We start from the raw sequence: 16,753 nt of genomic DNA, 5'->3' as shown, positions 1-16,753 counted from the left end.
TTCTTTTACTATTTCTTTCAAAAAATATAAGGAGACTGTACTTTTAGTGAACTTTACTACAAACAAAATTATTAAGTTAACGGTAACCTAATTATAACGGAATGTAACGTAAATGACCAGAATTTTTTTATTATGTAACTTCACTTATCATAAAAAGAGTTTAAACACCCTTATATTAACAATGCTAAAACAAAAAAAATACTTTCATTCGCGAAAGTATTTCTAGTTATTATTCAATCAATTTCTATATGTTTATATAAGGAATAGATCACACCAAACCCGTAAAGAAATGGTCCAAAAAAGACAAAAAAAGCAAAATTATAATCTGCCGCTAAATACATAAGTATAAAAAGAGCTAAGATTGCTATAGAGCTAACAGGGTTTTTTATAATCGCTAAAAAGGCATGAATGTTTGCAAGCTTAATTGGTTGTTTTTTAAAAGAAAGAAAGACAGTACTAAAAGTTAACATTAATAGAGTCAAAACAAGTAAGTAAATTAACACAACTGACATAACGATTGTTAAATCATTACCTTGTTTATTTACAAAATAAAGAAATGCATATAGCAGCATTAAAATAAAGGTATAAGTGAACGACACGATTTTATGTGTTTTGTGCAATTCAAACTGTTGCTTGAATAATTTCCGTACACTTATATTTTTTTCATCATCTTCACCTCTATTGAGATGATGTAATGTTAAAAACAACGCACAAAAACTTGGAACAATACTATAAACCACAAATCCCTTCAACAAGCTTATCCAAAAATAAATACTCACCTGAAAGAACTTATAAAGATACTGAAAAAACATGATGATTTTACTATTCATTTTTTCTCCTTTGCACATAAGTCATGATTCATTTAGGCTGTTTTCGTGAACTTTAATGCTTTAACAACTCCAAGTAAACAACACTATATAAAGCATAGTGCCATCTTTTCTTCATAGGATAGGACATATTTTGCTATAGAAACAATGTTTCCAATGCATAATTAGATCAATTAGCAATAATCTTTCAGAAAAGAGCCTTAATTTAAAGTCTATTATAACAATGAAAGGTGAATTTAATAAATGGACTAGTGTGGTAATAAGAAGCTAATGAGAGAAATCATCCATCAAGACGAATAAATCTAAATCACCCAATAGATCATACTTGTTTCTATTAATCAGATAAACAGGTATAACAAGTTCGTTCCATTGCGCTGCAGAGAAAAGATTCACCGGAGAGGAAACCATACCTCCCTCAGCTGCTCTGTGTAGATCCCATTTCTTCCTCTACTTCCCATAGGAGAATTAGTGTCTTAGGTTCGTTCCATTCAACTAATTCTTAAAGATAGTATACAAAATCAGAAAATCTATTGAAGACAGTAAATAAAGACCCGAACTATTAGGCGTAAGAATAAATACCACCTAATATTTCGGGTTGATCATTAACTTAAATACTTATGTCCTAGCCTTTTGTAGACAAAGGTTATGTTAAAGGCTATCTAAATTAAGGTGGTTAGCCTTGTTTAATCTCCCTAACCGAATTCCGATAGACAATTTTCCCTTTAACCAATACTCTTCCGAATGACTTGTTGCTATCTTTCACTTTTTCTAAAATAAAGCTTACCGCATTATGTGCCATTTCTTCTATATCTACTTCAACAGTTGTTAAGCCTGGTTCAGTGATTGTCGCATACACATCATTATCAAATCCAACGACAGAAATATCTTCCGGAACTTGATAGTCTAGTTTTGTAAGCTTTTGTACTAAGTTATGTGCCACTTGGTCACAATTACATACAAAGGCTGTTGGAAGTTTTTCAGGTAGTTGTATATCGATATAAACTCCATTTTCGTCACGATCATTTAAAATATAATCATAATTTAAGTGAAGTTTATGCTCTAATAAAGATTTATAATATCCTAGAAAACGGTCTTGAATACTACTTGTAGATGTTAAATTTCCAACATAACCAATATCACAGTGGCCTTTTTGGACAAGGTAATTTGTTATTTCATAGGCTCCATAAAAGTTATCTGTTATAACTGAGTCAATATCTGCATGTTCATCATAGAAATCAAGAAAGACTTTTGGAAGCCCGATATTTTGTATTTTTTCGATATAATTTTTACTTGTTTGCCCTAATATGATAAATGCATCAACTTTTTTTTCGTAATAGATCCTTGGAAGAGTTAGGTTTTTTTCGTCTTCATTGTTTAAAATATGCAGAATTCCATAATAGCCACTTTTCTCTAAGTGTCGAGTAATAGTTTGATAAACATTTAAATAAAAGGATTGAGCAAGACCAGCATATCTTTCTGGTATAATCACTCCAATATTATAGGAAAGTCCTTCTTTCATCGACTTTGCCATAGCATTGTAGCGATAACCCATTTCATCAGCTAGATACTTGATTTTATTTTTCAGCTCATCACTGACACCTTCTTTATCATTCAAAGCTTTGGAAACAGTGACACTACTTACACCTAATTTATCTGCTATATCCTTCATCGTCACATTGCTTTTCATTCGTTTTCCTCCGAACCAACCCCATGTGCAAGGAACTCCCTATTGGTCATATTTAAAGAAAGTCGTTTATTTGTTATATTCTTTGGCTATGTTAAAGCTTGATGTTGATTATTAGCACTTTGTTGATTGAAGGGAAAGGCATGAGACTCTAGCGGGAGTAGCGGGACAGGTGAGACCCCACAGACGCTATGCGTCGAGGAGGCTCACCGCCCGCCCCGCGGAAAGCGAATGCCTGAAACGGAAATCAACAACAAAGTTTAACTGAGCCTATTTTTTTAATAACTCTAAATTACGTTCAATAAGATCTTTGCGTTGTGCAGCACAGTCCAATGAACGAAACGGATCTTCTGGTGTATTAAATGTATAATCTACAAGTTTTTCAATCGTTGTTGTTGCAACGTGAATACGTGTATCACTTGAAGCATAATAAATGAATACTTCGTTGTTTTCATTAACTATAGCACCATTGCTAAAAATAACATTCGATACATCACCAATTCGCTCCTCATCATATGGCGCAATAAAATGTCCACCAGGAAGGGCAATGACTTTTGCTGGATCTTCTAAGCTTGTTGCAAGAGTGTAAAGGACATAACGTAACCCAGCTGCTGTATTTCTTACACCATGTGCAATATGAATCCAACCTTTTTCTGTTTTAATTGGCGCTGGACCTTGACCATTTTTCACTTCATAAACAGTGTGATAACGTTTACCATGCATGACTTTTTCTTCATCTACTACAGGATTTAGAATATCATCACATAGAGCAAAAGCGATTCCACCGCCAGAACCTGTTGAAATAAATCCATCTTGAGGACGAGTGTAAAATGCATATTTTCCATCAACAAATTCAGGGTGTAAAACAACATTACGTTGCTGTGGAGATGGTGTTTGAATATTAGGAAGTCGATCCCATTTCTTCAAATCCTTTGTTCGAACCAAGCCAGCTTGTGCAATTGCACTTGATGTATCAAATTCTGGTGCATTCGGATCTTTACTTTCAGAACAATAAATTCCGTAAATCCAACCATCTTCATGTTGAACTAAACGCATATCATAGATATTTGTTTCGTGTTCATCTATATCATCCCATGTTAAAGGTGTATCAATAAAGCGAAATTGATCAATTCCATTATCACTTTCTGCTATGGCAAAAAATGATTTACGATCTAATCCTTCTGTACGAACGACAAGATAATATTTATTATTTAGGTAAATTGCTCCCGGATTAAATGCCGCATTAATCCCTAATCTCTCCATGAAATGCGGGTTTGTTTCTTTATTTAAATCAAAACGCCAATGAACAGGTACATGATGACGAGTAATCACTGGATTTTCATAACGATCATAAACTCCATTATAGAAGTCTACCTTTTTCTCATTTTTTTTATTTAATAACTCATTTTGTTTTTCAACTAACTCAAAATATTTTTCGTGTATCATTATCCTTCATTCCTTTCAATCATTTCTAAGCAAAACCTTGAATTATGGTAAGGTGTTTTCCACGGTTCTCCAACAGCTCTTTCTGTTGGCTTGCCATCTGGTTCTATAGACCAAAACCACTCTCCACCTTCACGAGGATCAACTAAGTTATTTTTTGTGTATTCCCATAAACCATCAATTAATTTTAAGAACTTTTCATCTTTTGTTCTCTCATACGCGTTTTGGAAACCAACCATCGCCTCTGCTTGAACCCACCAAACTCGTGTGAAATCAATCTTATCATCATGCTGTTCATTGACTAATGAACCATCTTCAACAACAGCTGTTTCAGCAATGTTATACGCAATATCAATGACCATTGAAATGTATTTTTCTTCTTCTAACCCTAAAGCTTTTAATGCATCATCAATGAGCCAGCTTGCTTCAATATCATGACCATATGATTTCAGTGGCATCAACGAATTCCAATTTTTATCGAAAAACACATTTAAATATTTCGTTTCTTTGTCATAGATTTTCTCGTAGAAAATCTCAATTAAATTTATTAAACGCTTCTTCACTTCATCAGTAGGAGATGCTTTATAAAGGTTTGTATAGGCTTCAAGGACATGAAGATGTGTGTTTGTTGTCACATCCGCAATAATCCCGTTTTCACTTAATTTTTCATTTGGAAGCTCATTCCACTCACGACCAAATTCTTCTTTATAGGCATTATTTACTGAATCAAATCCTTTGGTTTCTATTAAGTTAAAAAGTTCAGTTGCATATTGTAGTGCTTCTTCATTGTTAGTTGCACGATAATACTCACTTAATGCATAAACTCCAAATGATTGTGTGTAAACATGCTTTTGATCTTCTATTGGATTTCCTTGGTAATCAACTAACCAAAATAACCCTTGATGTTCATGATCAAAAACTTTATCAATTAAGAACTTATAAAGGTGGTGCGCATATTGAAGATACTCTTCATTTTTTGTCATACGGTAAGCGGCTGAAAAAGACCATAAAAACCGAGAAGCTGCTATACCACCCTTTTCAGCTTTTTTATCAATTGTTAAGTCATAATTTACTTTTCCGTAAAAACCACCATTTTCGTCATCTCTAAGATTTATCCAAAATGGCAAGATATGATCAGTTAAGTGATTTTTAATCTCTTTATTAAGTTTATCCAAAACCTATAAACCCCCAAACTTTAGTTTACCGATAACTTAATTATCATGTTACTTGCTTGTTAACATTTTGTCAATCTACTTTAAAGCGTTTTCATAAATTTCATATTTAAAAATAATCACTAACTTAAAAAAGCTAACTTTATACCCTAAATGAGGTATTAACGTTAGCTTTTGCTAGCTTTCTATCAAAAGATTTCATTTCGTTTAAAGAGGAAAATTTCGAGGGATTTAAAAGTTGAAGTAGAGAATTACTCAACATTAAGAATTAGTAAAATTTAAGCTAAAATGATCAAAACTATGTATAAACACTACCCTTTTCACCTTTAGAAAAAAATCAGCGATGTTCTATTTATAGTCCATCGCTGACCTCTAATGTGTTACTGAAAATTCCGCGCTTGCTTTTACTTCTCCATTGATGATCACTGAAATCACATGCATTCCTGGGTAATGCTTTCGTGTTGATAACTCTTTAAAAGAATGATTCCGCTGATAAATCTTAAGCTCATTAGGTGAGATGGTATTCTCTGATATCTTAAATTGCTTTGGAGACAGCTTTCCGTTCGCTTTTACATAATCGATAGAGTATTCAATCCGAATTTTTTGTTCTTGTTGATCTCTTGAGTGAAGTTCAAAGGAATATGAAAGAGTATCTCCAATTTTAACAGAGTTTACTACTGTTAAATGAAGTACATCTATATTGCTATTTCTCTTTATCCCAACTAATTCAAGAGCTTGTTCATTTCCTTTTTTCAATAATGTTCGTAATCCCTTTTTTATTATCCAATTTGTTATTTCACTCTTACCAATCCACTTTTCTGCCAATTCAATCACAATTCCAGGATGATCTTTAGAAATATCATTCAAATGATTAGCTACACTTTTCCTTACATATAATGATGTATCTTTCTTTAAATTCTCTAAAATAGGTAAGGTTGGTGAAGGATCTTGTTTCAGACTAACAAGGGCCATTCCCCATGGTAACCTTGGTCGAGATCCTTCACTTGCTAACCTACGCACATGTTCATTACTGTCTTTACTCCATTTTAGAAATTGCTGGGTCATCTTATGTGGATTACTTATAAAAAATGGTCGAACAGCAAATTCAGATGTTGAGTATTTGGTGAAAAATTCAAGTGCATCCATCGAGATCTCCCAATCATCTAGTCCATATACTTCTACATAATCAGGAAAAATAATTCCAGCTAAGCTTTCTCGAACTCTTGGTGCAACAGCTTTTAAAATAGCAATTGCTTCGTCATACTGCTTTGGTAATGTTTCATGTAAACAACTAGTAATATGACGCACTCGCATTTTCAACGAAAGGTCATTCCAATGATCATGATATATACGTGACTGAAACAATGCTGAATTAAAAGCAGGATACTCTTCTTCCAAATATGAAGAAAGCGAAATAATAAACTGTTCACTAAATATATTTCTTAATTCTTCGGCCATATTTTCTCCTTTACTAACACAATAGTCATTTCTTTACATTAAACGATTTTCAATTGTGTTTCAATCCACTGAATAATATCTGTATATACCTCTTGGCGATTCAATTCATTTAACATTTCATGACGACCTTCTTTATAAAACTTGTACTCTATGTTTTTGATTCCATTTCTTTTATACTGCTCAATAACGCCTACTACACCTTTTGTATAGTTCCCTACCGGATCTTGATCACCACTGAAAAGCAAGAAAGGTAGATCTTTGTTTATCTTTCTTACTTCTTCGGTTTTGTGAATCAATTCTAGTCCATCCATCAAATCATAAAAAAATCTTGTTGTTGGAATAAAACCACAATAAGGATCATCCATGTAATATTGAATTTTTTGAGGATCTCTTGTTAACCAATCATAACTTGTTTTCACATTAGCAATATGTTTGTTATAACGACCAAAAACCAGTTTATTCATTAATTGACTCTCTGATTTTTGACCAAGTTTACGGATTTGTGATTTCGATATGACTTTTGCTATTTTTCCCATAAATCCAGGGTTTCCACCAGTTCCTGATAAAATGACAGCATCAACATCATTATGAAAGCGCTGTAAAAAACGTCGTACCAAAAAGGAACCCATACTATGTCCCATGATAAAAACAGGTGTAGTTGGATATTTTTTATGAATTTCAGTATTTATCTCTTTTAGATCTTCAACAGCCCTTTCAAACCCACTTTCTTCAGCGAAAAAACCATAGTCTCCAATTTTCTTTCCAGTTTCTCCATGACCACGATGATCATTTCCTACGACAAATACTTTATGTTCAACTAGAAAGTTTGCAAATTCCTCATAACGACCAATATGTTCTGCCATGCCATGTGAAAGTTGTAAAACGGCTCTTGGTTGTATGGATTCATCTGACCATTTACTAATAAAAACTTCTTGCCCATCTGACATCTTTAACCAACTATTTGCTTTCATGATTATTCCCCTTTGTGAAAGGAGTTAGACATATGCCTAACTCCTTAGCTTTATCAATCGTATAAACTTTAAACTCTGTGCAGCTATTAATAGAAATCAAGTTGTTATATAGGTTATCTGATCAACAGAGTGGATAACTATCACTTGATTTAAGAATGTAAATCAGTTGGTATCACTGCATCTTTTAGCTCTTTCTCCAATTGTACTCGATATTCCTCTGTTTGTTCAGATGTCCAAGCTAATTTCTTTTCCATAAAGCTAATAACTTCGTCTTTCCAGGTGTTTACCCAAGCAATATTAAAGAAAAGTGCACCTGTACGTCTTACAAAGAAATCTACTGGCATTGTGACCATTTCATGTTCAATTGAATACATAAGCTTTGCATAAACATCTCTTGATAAATTAACTTGAAGCTCATCATATTGTTTTCCATATTGAAATAATGTATCAACATTAGATCCATACATTTTAGCTAAATCTCGACCTTGTTCTTTGGTAAAACCATATTGAACAGCTTCTTGTTGTTTTTTTGCGACAAATGTTGTGAAGCCTTTCGAGCCATCTACATGACCACCTGATATTGGATAAGACTTTGTGATTGATGATTTATATGATACAGATGGATATTGTTCTGTGATTCGTTTAGATGCGAGATCTACAACACTTTCAGCCATTTTACGATATCCAGTTAATTTTCCACCAGCAATTGTGATTAATCCGCTGTCACCTTCCCAAATTTCATCTTTTCTTGAAATCTCTGACGGATCTTTTCCTTCTTCATAGATTAGAGGACGAACTCCAGCCCAGCTTGATTCAACATCTTTATCCGTTACATTCACATCTGGAAACATATAACGAATCGCCTCAAGGATATAGTCTCGATCTTCAGCGAGCATTTTTGGATTGGCGATATCTGTGTCAAAAAATGTGTCCGTTGTTCCAACATAAGCTTTTCCTTCTCTTGGAACAGCAAAAACCATTCGACCATCTGGTGTATCAAAATATATTGCTTGTCGAAGTGGAAAAACAGATTGATCAATAACTAAATGTACTCCTTTTGTTAAACGAAGCATTTTATTATTTTTAGAATAATCTTTATTACGCACTTTATCGACCCATGGACCAGCAGCATTGATCACAATGTTCGCTGAAATGTTGTATTCTTTGTGTGTGATAACATCTTTCACCTTTGATCCTACTACTTGTTTATCATCATAAATTAATTCCACAGCTTTTGTATAATTTATACTATTTGCTCCATTTGCAACTGCTGCTTTCATCACTTCTATTGTTAATCTTGCATCATCTGTTCGATATTCTACATAATATCCTCCACCAGCTAAGCCTTGTTTCTTTACTAATGGTTCTTTCTTTAATGTTTCTTCAACAGAAAGCATCTTTCTTCGTTCTGATTTCTTCACACCTGCTAAAAAATCATAAACACGTAAACCTATAGATGTTGAAAATTTACCAAATGTTCCACCTTTATGCATTGGAAGTAACATCCATTCTGGTGTTGTCACATGAGGGCCATTTTCATAAACAATTTCGCGTTCTTTACCAACCTCTGCAACCATCGCTACCTGAAATTGCTTTAAATAACGCAACCCACCATGAACGAGCTTTGTTGATCGACTTGAAGTTCCTGCAGCGAAATCCTGCATATCAACGACAGCCACCTTCATCCCTCTTAAAGCAGCATCTAATGCAATTCCAGCACCTGTAATTCCCCCGCCAATTACTAATAAATCATACTTTGTTTCACTCATTGTTTTTAACTGCTCTGATCTATTCATACTAGAGAAATTCTCCATGTGATAACCTCCGAATGTATTTTATTGTTTAACTATTTGTAGGTTTTACACCAATATCTATAAAAACGTACAAAAAAAGAGACCAAAACTAGCATTATAACAATTGTTATAATGTAGAATGGTCTCTCCATGTCTCCTACCGCGTTTATTAACTTACCTTTATTATAACATTCATGACAGTTATTTCAATGATTAAATAATTATATCTACTTTAGGGTGATCATTAGTTCGTTTCATTTCGCTTTTAGACAATTGCTTTCCGCGGGGAGGGAGTCAATTGTCTGAAGCTCCATTCCACTATAATGAATTTTAAAACCAATTACTTAGCTATCAATAAGTTTCAAGTAATGTAGACTTTTTACTCCTTGTTGAATAGATTAATTGTAATAACATCACTCAAAGAGGTCATTCTAATTTATTCCACAAAACCATTATTTAAAATAATTCCATATCTCTTTATTTGAAGTCGTGATTCCGTCTGCACCTGCTTCAAGGGCTGCTTCAACTTCAGCAACAGATCTGATAAGACCTCCTGCAAGGATCTTTGTTTTTGTCCGATCCTTTACTTCTTCAATCATCCATGGCATGGCTCCAGGTAGAACTTCAATATAATCTGGTTTTGTTTTATTAACAAGACGATAACTTCGTTCAAGTGCATGTGAATCGATTAAAAACATCCTCTGAATAGCTACAACACCCTTTTGCTTCGCTTTCAAAATGACCGTTGACTTGGTTGAGATCAACCCATAAGGATTATACTGCTGACAAATATATTCTGTTGCATAATCATCATTTTTCAATCCATGAATTAAGTCAACATGATAAATAATTTTCTTTTGATGTTTTTCTGCTAATTTATGAATATTCCCCAACTGGGAAATATGAGTTTCTAAAAAAACACCAATTTCATAATCACTTTCTAGAAAAAGTTCATATTGTTTCATTGAGGAAAACGCTGGGACTATTTTTTGCATAAAAACTCCTATCCTATCTCTATTCCTTTGATTTCTCTTAGTAGATTATTTATGTAGGCTTCCAAGAGGAAAAAAGTAAAAAAAGCCCTATTGCATTACCTTAGGAAGTCCGGGAGCCTTCTTTTATCAGCCCACTTTGGAGTCCCTTGACATAAATCTAAAAGAAAATCACATGATAAACACTTGATAATGGTCATGTTACTATTTCATTAGTTTCTTTAACTTAGCTAATCCATTTTCCGCATGAGGATAACGAAAACGAAAATCAAAGAGATTCGTTTGTTTTAAGATGCTTTTATTATGTGAAAAAGCATGAAAGCTCGATTCACCGTGATATGTTCCTATTCCACTTTCACCTACTCCACCAAATGGTAAATATGGTGTGGCAATATGCATGAGTGTATCATTAATACATCCGCCACCAAACGAGATTGTTTCTGTTACTTGCTTTTCAATTGACTCACTTTTTGTAAAAAGATACAAAGCAAGAGGCTTTGGACGACTAGTCACAAAGTCGATCACTTCTTGTATTTCCTCATATTCAATCATGGGGAGTATAGGACCAAAAATTTCTTCAGTCATTATTTCAGACGTCATACTGTTAGGAACAATTAATGTAGGCTCAATTTTATGGCTTGTTTCATCCATCCTGCCACCATGTAAAATTTCTCCTTGAGATAAATAGGTCGTTAAACGGTTAAAATGTCGCTCATTTACAATCTTCGCAAAATGTTCATTCGCAATTGGATTTTCACCATAAAATTCAACGATAACTTTTTTAAATTCCATATAGAATTTTTCTTTCACATTTTTATGAACGTACAAATAATCTGGTGCGATGCATGTTTGACCCGCATTGATGAGTTTACCAAAAGCAATCCGTTTTACAGCTAATTCCACATTGGCTGTTTCATCAATAATACAAGGACTCTTCCCACCAAGTTCTAATGTAATGGGAATCAATCTTTTTGCAGCAGCTTTCATGACAATCTTCCCAACAGGTACACTTCCTGTGAAAAAGATATAATCAAAGGGTTGTTCTAGCAAATAAGTTGTCGTATCAATTCCGCCTTCTAGAACAGCTATATACTCTGGGTCAAACACTTCACTTATAATAGAAGCAAGGATATTTGATGTATTTGGCGTTAATTCTGAAGGCTTTAAAATAGCTGTGTTTCCAGCAGCAATCGCTCCAATTAAAGGTGCTAATTGAAGTTGAAACGGATAATTCCAAGGAGCAATAATAAGTGATACACCATATGGCTCAGCAATTGTATAGCTCTTTGAACCAATATGTGTGATTGCTGTTTTCACTTTTTTAGGCTTCATCCATCTGTTTATATGTTTCATCGTAAAGCGAATTTCTTCTAATAAAAAACCGATCTCCGTTACATACGCTTCTGACTCCGATTTATTTAAATCAAGCTTTAAAGCACGAGAAATTTCCTCTTCATTCTTCTTAATTTGCTTCTCGAGTGTTTCCAACATTTTCACTCGAAATTCTTTCGATCTAGTAGCTCCAGTTTTAAAGTATTGTTTTTGCATGTGTACATGCTTTTCAACTGAATTTAGCGAATGCTCTTTTATTTCGACCATATGGAGAACTCCTCCCACTAAAATTAATACTAAAAAGTAGATATGACTTCAATATTTTAGAGAAAATCGATCAAAAGCAATTTTCTTCAACAACGTGTATTAACTTTTTTAACTGATCAACAGAATGTTCTAGAGAAAGAGAATAAATCCGTTGTGTACCTTTTTGTTCTATTGACACTAAATTCGCTTGTCGTAATATTTTCAAGTGATGAGAAATTGCGGGTCTAGACAATGTTGAGTGATCCGTAATCTCATTTACTGTTAACCGTTCCTTCTCTGCAAGAAGCATAATAATATCTTGGCGGTACACATCACCTAGCGCTTGAAAAAGCGGGATACAAACTCTGAACGATTCAATCGCTACCTCTGCTGTCATGTCATTTCTCTCCTTATTTCCAAACGTTTAAAATATTAAACATAATATATCTCCTCACCAATATCATGTCAAGGAGTGATGTGTTTACTAAAGGCAATCTTTCGTAAACTTTGCTGCTTTTTGTTAATTGAAGAAAACAGCACGATATAAAATGTAATGTCCTCTTTTATTTGATAACACTATTGTTACGAAAAGGAAATTAGGTTCATTCGCAACAAATTATTCAGAAAAAAGCCCAAATCAAAAAGGCTTTAAACACCATCTATCCAAAATAAAAAAGCTAAGATACACACATTGTGAACCTTAGCTAATATGCTTAAAAATAAACAATCCAGATAACAACGACTAAAAGAATACGATAGATTGCAAATGGAACGAGTTTAATTTTATTAATTAATTTTAAGAAAAAGCGGATGGAAATTAACGCAAAAACAAATGCACTAATAAAGCCTGTGATAAAAAATGGCATGGCATCTAGTGTGAAATACTGCCAGTTTTTCAGTAATGATAATGTACTTGCACCTGCCATAATTGGAACAGCCATAATAAAGGTAAAATCGGCTGCAGCTCTATGGCTCATCCCTAATAAAACACCTCCAGAAATCGTTGATCCTGAACGAGAAAATCCTGGCCATAACGAGAGGCATTGAATAAGACCAACATAAAGCGCCTGCTTATAAGTAATCTGATCAACTGAAACGATTTTCGGCTCTTTTGCACCGAAGAGATCAGCTAAAATCATTAAAATCGCTCCGACGACTAAGCCAATTAATACCGTTTCAATTGAAAATAAATGTTCATCTATATAATCCTCAAAAAGTACACCAAGAACACCAGCAGGAATTAACCCTACAATCACCTGTGAAAGTCGTAAATGATTTTCACTAGGTTGGTGTGTGCTACTTGTTTTCTTACGTAATCGCCCTAAGCCAAGTAATTGGATAAAGCGATCTCTAAATATAACAACAACGGCTAAAATTGATCCTAACTGTATAACAATTTTAAATGTATTGGCAACATATTTTGTTAAAAATGCCTCAGATTGCAACCACATATCATCAACTATAATCATATGACCTGTTGATGAAACAGGAGCAAACTCAGTTAACCCTTCAACCAACCCAAGAATGACAGCTTTCAACAGTGTAAGAATATCCATTATTTTTTCTCCATTCACACATTAAATGTTCAAATCTATTTGTTCATTTCAACTTATCTTGTTTTTAATATCTACTTTAATAGTAAATGTCTTAAAGCCTACAACAACGGCAAAATGCTTTAGCACATATGTTAGTATAGCTACTAATTCTCTAATATGGAAACTATTTTTCAAATAAATCATTTACTCTTTTCGGTAGGCTATATGCTATGCAACCAAAATATGCAGTAGAAACAGTGTATTTTTCGCATAAAGGCTCCTATTTAATGCAGAAAAGATATCACTAGATTTAATAGAATGCTGATTCTTCGGTATTTATAAGCAACAAAGTTTCCAAAAACAGTCTTTCAGTAAAGCTCTTACAAACAGTTTTTATCTTTTAATACATGTTTAATGTTTTTCTAGTTGGGAAGAATAGTAGTGTGAAGTTTGTTTAAAGGAGATCGATGGAATGTTTAAGAAAATTATTTTATTATCCTGCTTAACACTTATTCTCTTCTTACTAATAGCTAGTTATTCAACAGATGAATTCATGACAAACACTAGTAAAAAGGTAAGTAGTGTTGATACTGAAGCTGACAATTCAACACATGAAGAAAGTTATCTAAAAATTAAAAAATATAAAATTACAAAAGTAGTAGATGAGAAGGTTGAAGGTTTGAGTGATGATCACACAGTTATTTCTTTTCGTCCAACTGATTTAAAAAAGCCTTTTTTAAATGAGCTTTCTGAAGGGATGGAAATTAAGGTTTATTTTAGCAAAGGTGCTGGAGGTCTAATGATCGAAAAAATAGAAACGTTATAACAATCATTAAACACCTTTTTCACTAAGTTTTTTATTGATTTTTGTACTTTGTTAAGTGCAAAATAAAGAAGATCTTCGTGGAAAACCCCAAATACATCCAAAATTAGAAGGTTCGTGATTCCCCTAAATTTATAACCCTAATAGGAAAACAATAAAAGGAAAAAAAGCCCTTTGAATACACAAGGTGACTTTTTATTAGGAAATTTCACTCTAGTATGTTATCTCGTTCTTGATATCGCATCACTGCATAGTATGATAAGTAGGTTTTTGTTGACCTATTTTAACTTGGTATTAGTTGCTTTCATTTCATCCCATTCTTCCCTTAAAATCCCCATTCTTATCGAGTCATAATACACCTCATTATAATAGCGACATTTTCTCATTCTACCTTCTAATTTCATCCCGAGTTTTTCAGCAAGCTTCATCATGCGTTCATTACCAGACCAAGTCGTAATACCAACTCGAGGGATATCTAGTGTTTGAAACAAATGATCAATCCAAAGAGAGAGTGCTTTTGTTCCATAACCTCCACTCCAATAGGAAGGATCGTAAATAACAATTCCTGCTTCAAGCCATTTTGTTTGTTCATATTCCCAATAGTATCCAACATAACCAATAACAACTCCATCAACTTCTATGATTCTACTTTTCTCCAAATCTTCATCAAGAAATTGCTGAACATATTCATCATAATTAATGAACTCTAGGGGAAAATAGGGTGCATCCCATTTTTTCCATTCAGGATGATCCTTTCCATACTTATAGTTCCACAAAATAGGTAAGTCTTCTTTTGTTTTTTTACGTAATGTTACAATTCGTGACATTTCTTCATATCCTCCTATTTATTTATTAAGACTGTTTTCGCAAACTTTGTTGCTATTATCAACTTGAAGGTAACAGTTCTGTATCAAGTCTAGTGGCTCTTTTCTTCTTATAATAGAACCTTTTAAACGATAAAAAACATTGTTTTCAACAGATAATTAGGTCAATTAGCAACAATCTTTCAGAAAAGAGCCTTTATTAAAATTCATTATGTGATTTCATTTTCTTTATAAAAATGCAGTTTTTTATCATAAAAATTCTATTTTTGTCGAATACCTTCCATTCTATTAGTTAATCTGGTTTAATGTTTTTATTAAAATCTATTTAAGAGGTGGTTGCATTGATTGAGGAGCGGTTTTATCTGTTAATTGAGGATAGTCGAATTAAAAAAAGGAAGAAGAAAGAACTACTTAAGATTGGGAAAAAAATTCTTAAAACAAGCTCACAGATGATTGATTCTGCAGCAAGTACTGGAATGACGAGTAAAGAAACAATCGAATTGAGCGTTCAAGTAGATCAACTAATAAACCAATTTCATCGTAAGCGTAATATGTATATTTATTTTAAAGAGTAGCACCCTGCAAGTAAATAGTTGAAGGAACCCCCCTTTTCTTTAGAATCAATTATTTTACACCCTGTTTTATTTAATGAAAAGAGAGATTCCTTCTTATATATTGGCTGTTTTTAGAAACCTGATGGAAACAACACTTTATAAAGTCTAGTACATTTTTCCTTCTACAGGTCGTACCTTTTAAGCAATAATACACTAGTTCTAACAGATAAAGACGTCAATTAGCAACAATTTTTCAGAAAAGAGACTATATCATATCATGATTTGAAAAGGCTCATTATTAACAGCCACTTAGTTACCTACATAAACAATTACCTTTTTTTCTTCTTCTAAGTTTCATTCATAGAATTGTCATCTATCTACATGGAATATCCTCTAACATACAAGATTATTCTTAAAATTATGAAAAAAGGTTGGGACTAAGTTATGTCTCAACCTCTTTTTCTATTAAACGTTAAAAACCAATGTTGATTTCTAGTACCTAGTTGAATGACCTGACTGAATCAATGAGATACCCAATTAAATCATAGAGCTCCCAGTAAGGATCACAACTACACTTACGAAATCAATAAACATACGCAAATAAAAACTCAAAGATAAATTAATCAATCATAACAACAATACTTAATTTCTCTCCATTTTGAAAGTACACTTCTATTTCAACAGCTTCTTTAAATCCTGATATTGTGGAGCTTCCCTCTAATATCGTTGGTGATGTAATATCAATGACAATGCCTTTAGAAGATAAATTTGTACAAAGTCCACCAGAAATCATATTACCAAGCTCTCCAGCGAAAGATTTTAACATATCTCCCTCTATTTTCATCCCAAACATAATCTCCCCAACTGAACCAAAAAGTGATAACTCTCCTTTGTAAAGAATCTTACCTTTTATATCACCTGTAAGTCCGACAAGAACAGCAAAATTCAGTGAGATATTCTTACTGACAAACGTAGAATCAACAGAATCAGTTTGAATAGGAACAATTTGTTTTATTGAGTCAATCATACCTTCTTGTATCGTCGTTATTATTTTTGAGGCTGTACTACTCATGCCTTTACCTCCTCTCTTTTTCTAAGC

The 16,753-nt window shown here is 33.2% G+C and carries 15 protein-coding genes; 2 read left to right on the top strand and 13 right to left on the bottom strand.

The window, feature by feature from the left end; all coding sequences use genetic code 11:
- Positions 1-233: 233 nt before the first annotated feature.
- From LC076_RS17540 to LC076_RS17490, 11 genes are all read right to left on the bottom strand, one after another.
- Positions 234-830 (bottom strand): hypothetical protein, encoded by a 597-nt coding sequence (locus tag LC076_RS17540; protein WP_226670381.1) that lies wholly within the window; start codon positions 828-830, stop codon positions 234-236.
- A 670-nt stretch (positions 831-1,500) separates the two neighbouring features.
- Positions 1,501-2,514 (bottom strand): substrate-binding domain-containing protein, encoded by a 1,014-nt coding sequence (locus LC076_RS17535; RefSeq protein ID WP_226670380.1) that lies wholly within the window; start codon positions 2,512-2,514, stop codon positions 1,501-1,503.
- Positions 2,515-2,781: 267 nt separating this feature from the next.
- Positions 2,782-3,957: a glycosidase gene (locus LC076_RS17530; protein ID WP_226670379.1), complete on the bottom strand. Its 1,176-nt coding sequence runs from the start codon at positions 3,955-3,957 to the stop codon at positions 2,782-2,784.
- Positions 3,957-5,129: an AGE family epimerase/isomerase gene (locus LC076_RS17525; RefSeq protein WP_226670378.1), complete on the bottom strand. Its 1,173-nt coding sequence runs from the start codon at positions 5,127-5,129 to the stop codon at positions 3,957-3,959. Before LC076_RS17525 ends, LC076_RS17530 begins: the two co-directional genes overlap by 1 nt.
- 369 nt (positions 5,130-5,498) lie before the next feature.
- Entirely contained in the window at positions 5,499-6,584 is a 1,086-nt protein-coding gene (locus tag LC076_RS17520) for a DNA alkylation repair protein (RefSeq protein ID WP_226670377.1), read from the bottom strand.
- Positions 6,585-6,622: 38 nt separating this feature from the next.
- The gene (locus LC076_RS17515; protein WP_226670376.1) at positions 6,623-7,555 is read right to left on the bottom strand and encodes an alpha/beta hydrolase; all 933 of its coding nucleotides are present in this window, start codon (positions 7,553-7,555) and stop codon (positions 6,623-6,625) included.
- Positions 7,556-7,704: 149 nt separating this feature from the next.
- Complete coding sequence (locus LC076_RS17510) at positions 7,705-9,369, bottom strand: glycerol-3-phosphate dehydrogenase/oxidase (RefSeq protein WP_226670375.1); 1,665 nt, start codon at positions 9,367-9,369, stop codon at positions 7,705-7,707.
- A 431-nt stretch (positions 9,370-9,800) separates the two neighbouring features.
- The gene (locus LC076_RS17505; RefSeq protein ID WP_226670374.1) at positions 9,801-10,343 is read right to left on the bottom strand and encodes a glycerol-3-phosphate responsive antiterminator; all 543 of its coding nucleotides are present in this window, start codon (positions 10,341-10,343) and stop codon (positions 9,801-9,803) included.
- Between the two features lie 201 nt (positions 10,344-10,544).
- Entirely contained in the window at positions 10,545-11,939 is a 1,395-nt protein-coding gene (locus tag LC076_RS17500; protein WP_226670373.1) for an aldehyde dehydrogenase, read from the bottom strand.
- Between the two features lie 70 nt (positions 11,940-12,009).
- On the bottom strand, positions 12,010-12,315 hold the full coding sequence (locus LC076_RS17495) for an ArsR/SmtB family transcription factor (RefSeq protein WP_226670372.1): 306 nt from the start codon (positions 12,313-12,315) through the stop codon (positions 12,010-12,012).
- Positions 12,316-12,631: 316 nt separating this feature from the next.
- On the bottom strand, positions 12,632-13,474 hold the full coding sequence (locus LC076_RS17490) for an undecaprenyl-diphosphate phosphatase (RefSeq protein WP_226670371.1): 843 nt from the start codon (positions 13,472-13,474) through the stop codon (positions 12,632-12,634).
- A 451-nt stretch (positions 13,475-13,925) separates the two neighbouring features.
- Between LC076_RS17490 and LC076_RS17485 the strand changes: the two genes are divergently transcribed.
- Positions 13,926-14,279, top strand: coding sequence for a hypothetical protein (locus tag LC076_RS17485; RefSeq protein WP_226670370.1), 354 nt, complete (start codon positions 13,926-13,928; stop codon positions 14,277-14,279).
- A gap of 275 nt (positions 14,280-14,554) precedes the next feature.
- Here LC076_RS17485 and LC076_RS17480 read toward each other — a convergent pair whose 3' ends face one another.
- Positions 14,555-15,103: a GNAT family N-acetyltransferase gene (locus tag LC076_RS17480; RefSeq protein ID WP_226670369.1), complete on the bottom strand. Its 549-nt coding sequence runs from the start codon at positions 15,101-15,103 to the stop codon at positions 14,555-14,557.
- A gap of 338 nt (positions 15,104-15,441) precedes the next feature.
- Between LC076_RS17480 and LC076_RS17475 the strand changes: the two genes are divergently transcribed.
- Positions 15,442-15,675 carry an aspartyl-phosphate phosphatase Spo0E family protein gene (locus tag LC076_RS17475; protein ID WP_226670368.1) on the top strand — a complete coding sequence of 78 codons (234 nt, stop codon included), beginning with the start codon at positions 15,442-15,444 and terminating at the stop codon, positions 15,673-15,675.
- Positions 15,676-16,273: 598 nt separating this feature from the next.
- Here LC076_RS17475 and LC076_RS17470 read toward each other — a convergent pair.
- On the bottom strand, positions 16,274-16,726 hold the full coding sequence (locus tag LC076_RS17470) for a chemotaxis protein CheX (protein ID WP_226670367.1): 453 nt from the start codon (positions 16,724-16,726) through the stop codon (positions 16,274-16,276).
- Positions 16,727-16,753: the final 27 nt, after the last annotated feature.

Origin of the sequence: Metabacillus litoralis, assembly GCF_020524045.1 — a bacterium.
Taxonomy (GTDB): domain Bacteria; phylum Bacillota; class Bacilli; order Bacillales; family Bacillaceae; genus Metabacillus; species Metabacillus litoralis_C.
Note: the sequence above shows the minus strand (reverse complement) of the source record. Positions and strands in the feature narration are given on the sequence as shown.

Bases quoted from the DNA above. Each gene is read 5' to 3' on its own strand.
- LC076_RS17535 (WP_226670380.1), bottom strand. From the start codon at position 2,514: ATGAAAAGCAATGTGACGATGAAGGATATAGCAGATAAATTAGGTGTA.
- LC076_RS17470 (WP_226670367.1), bottom strand. From the start codon at position 16,726: ATGAGTAGTACAGCCTCAAAAATAATAACGACGATACAAGAAGGTATG.
- LC076_RS17510 (WP_226670375.1), bottom strand. From the start codon at position 9,369: ATGGAGAATTTCTCTAGTATGAATAGATCAGAGCAGTTAAAAACAATG.
- LC076_RS17540 (WP_226670381.1), bottom strand. From the start codon at position 830: ATGAATAGTAAAATCATCATGTTTTTTCAGTATCTTTATAAGTTCTTT.
- LC076_RS17485 (WP_226670370.1), top strand. From the start codon at position 13,926: ATGTTTAAGAAAATTATTTTATTATCCTGCTTAACACTTATTCTCTTC.
- LC076_RS17515 (WP_226670376.1), bottom strand. From the start codon at position 7,555: ATGAAAGCAAATAGTTGGTTAAAGATGTCAGATGGGCAAGAAGTTTTT.
- LC076_RS17500 (WP_226670373.1), bottom strand. From the start codon at position 11,939: ATGGTCGAAATAAAAGAGCATTCGCTAAATTCAGTTGAAAAGCATGTA.
- LC076_RS17505 (WP_226670374.1), bottom strand. From the start codon at position 10,343: ATGCAAAAAATAGTCCCAGCGTTTTCCTCAATGAAACAATATGAACTT.
- LC076_RS17520 (WP_226670377.1), bottom strand. From the start codon at position 6,584: ATGGCCGAAGAATTAAGAAATATATTTAGTGAACAGTTTATTATTTCG.
- LC076_RS17495 (WP_226670372.1), bottom strand. From the start codon at position 12,315: ATGACAGCAGAGGTAGCGATTGAATCGTTCAGAGTTTGTATCCCGCTT.
- LC076_RS17480 (WP_226670369.1), bottom strand. From the start codon at position 15,103: ATGTCACGAATTGTAACATTACGTAAAAAAACAAAAGAAGACTTACCT.
- LC076_RS17530 (WP_226670379.1), bottom strand. From the start codon at position 3,957: ATGATACACGAAAAATATTTTGAGTTAGTTGAAAAACAAAATGAGTTA.
- LC076_RS17490 (WP_226670371.1), bottom strand. From the start codon at position 13,474: ATGGATATTCTTACACTGTTGAAAGCTGTCATTCTTGGGTTGGTTGAA.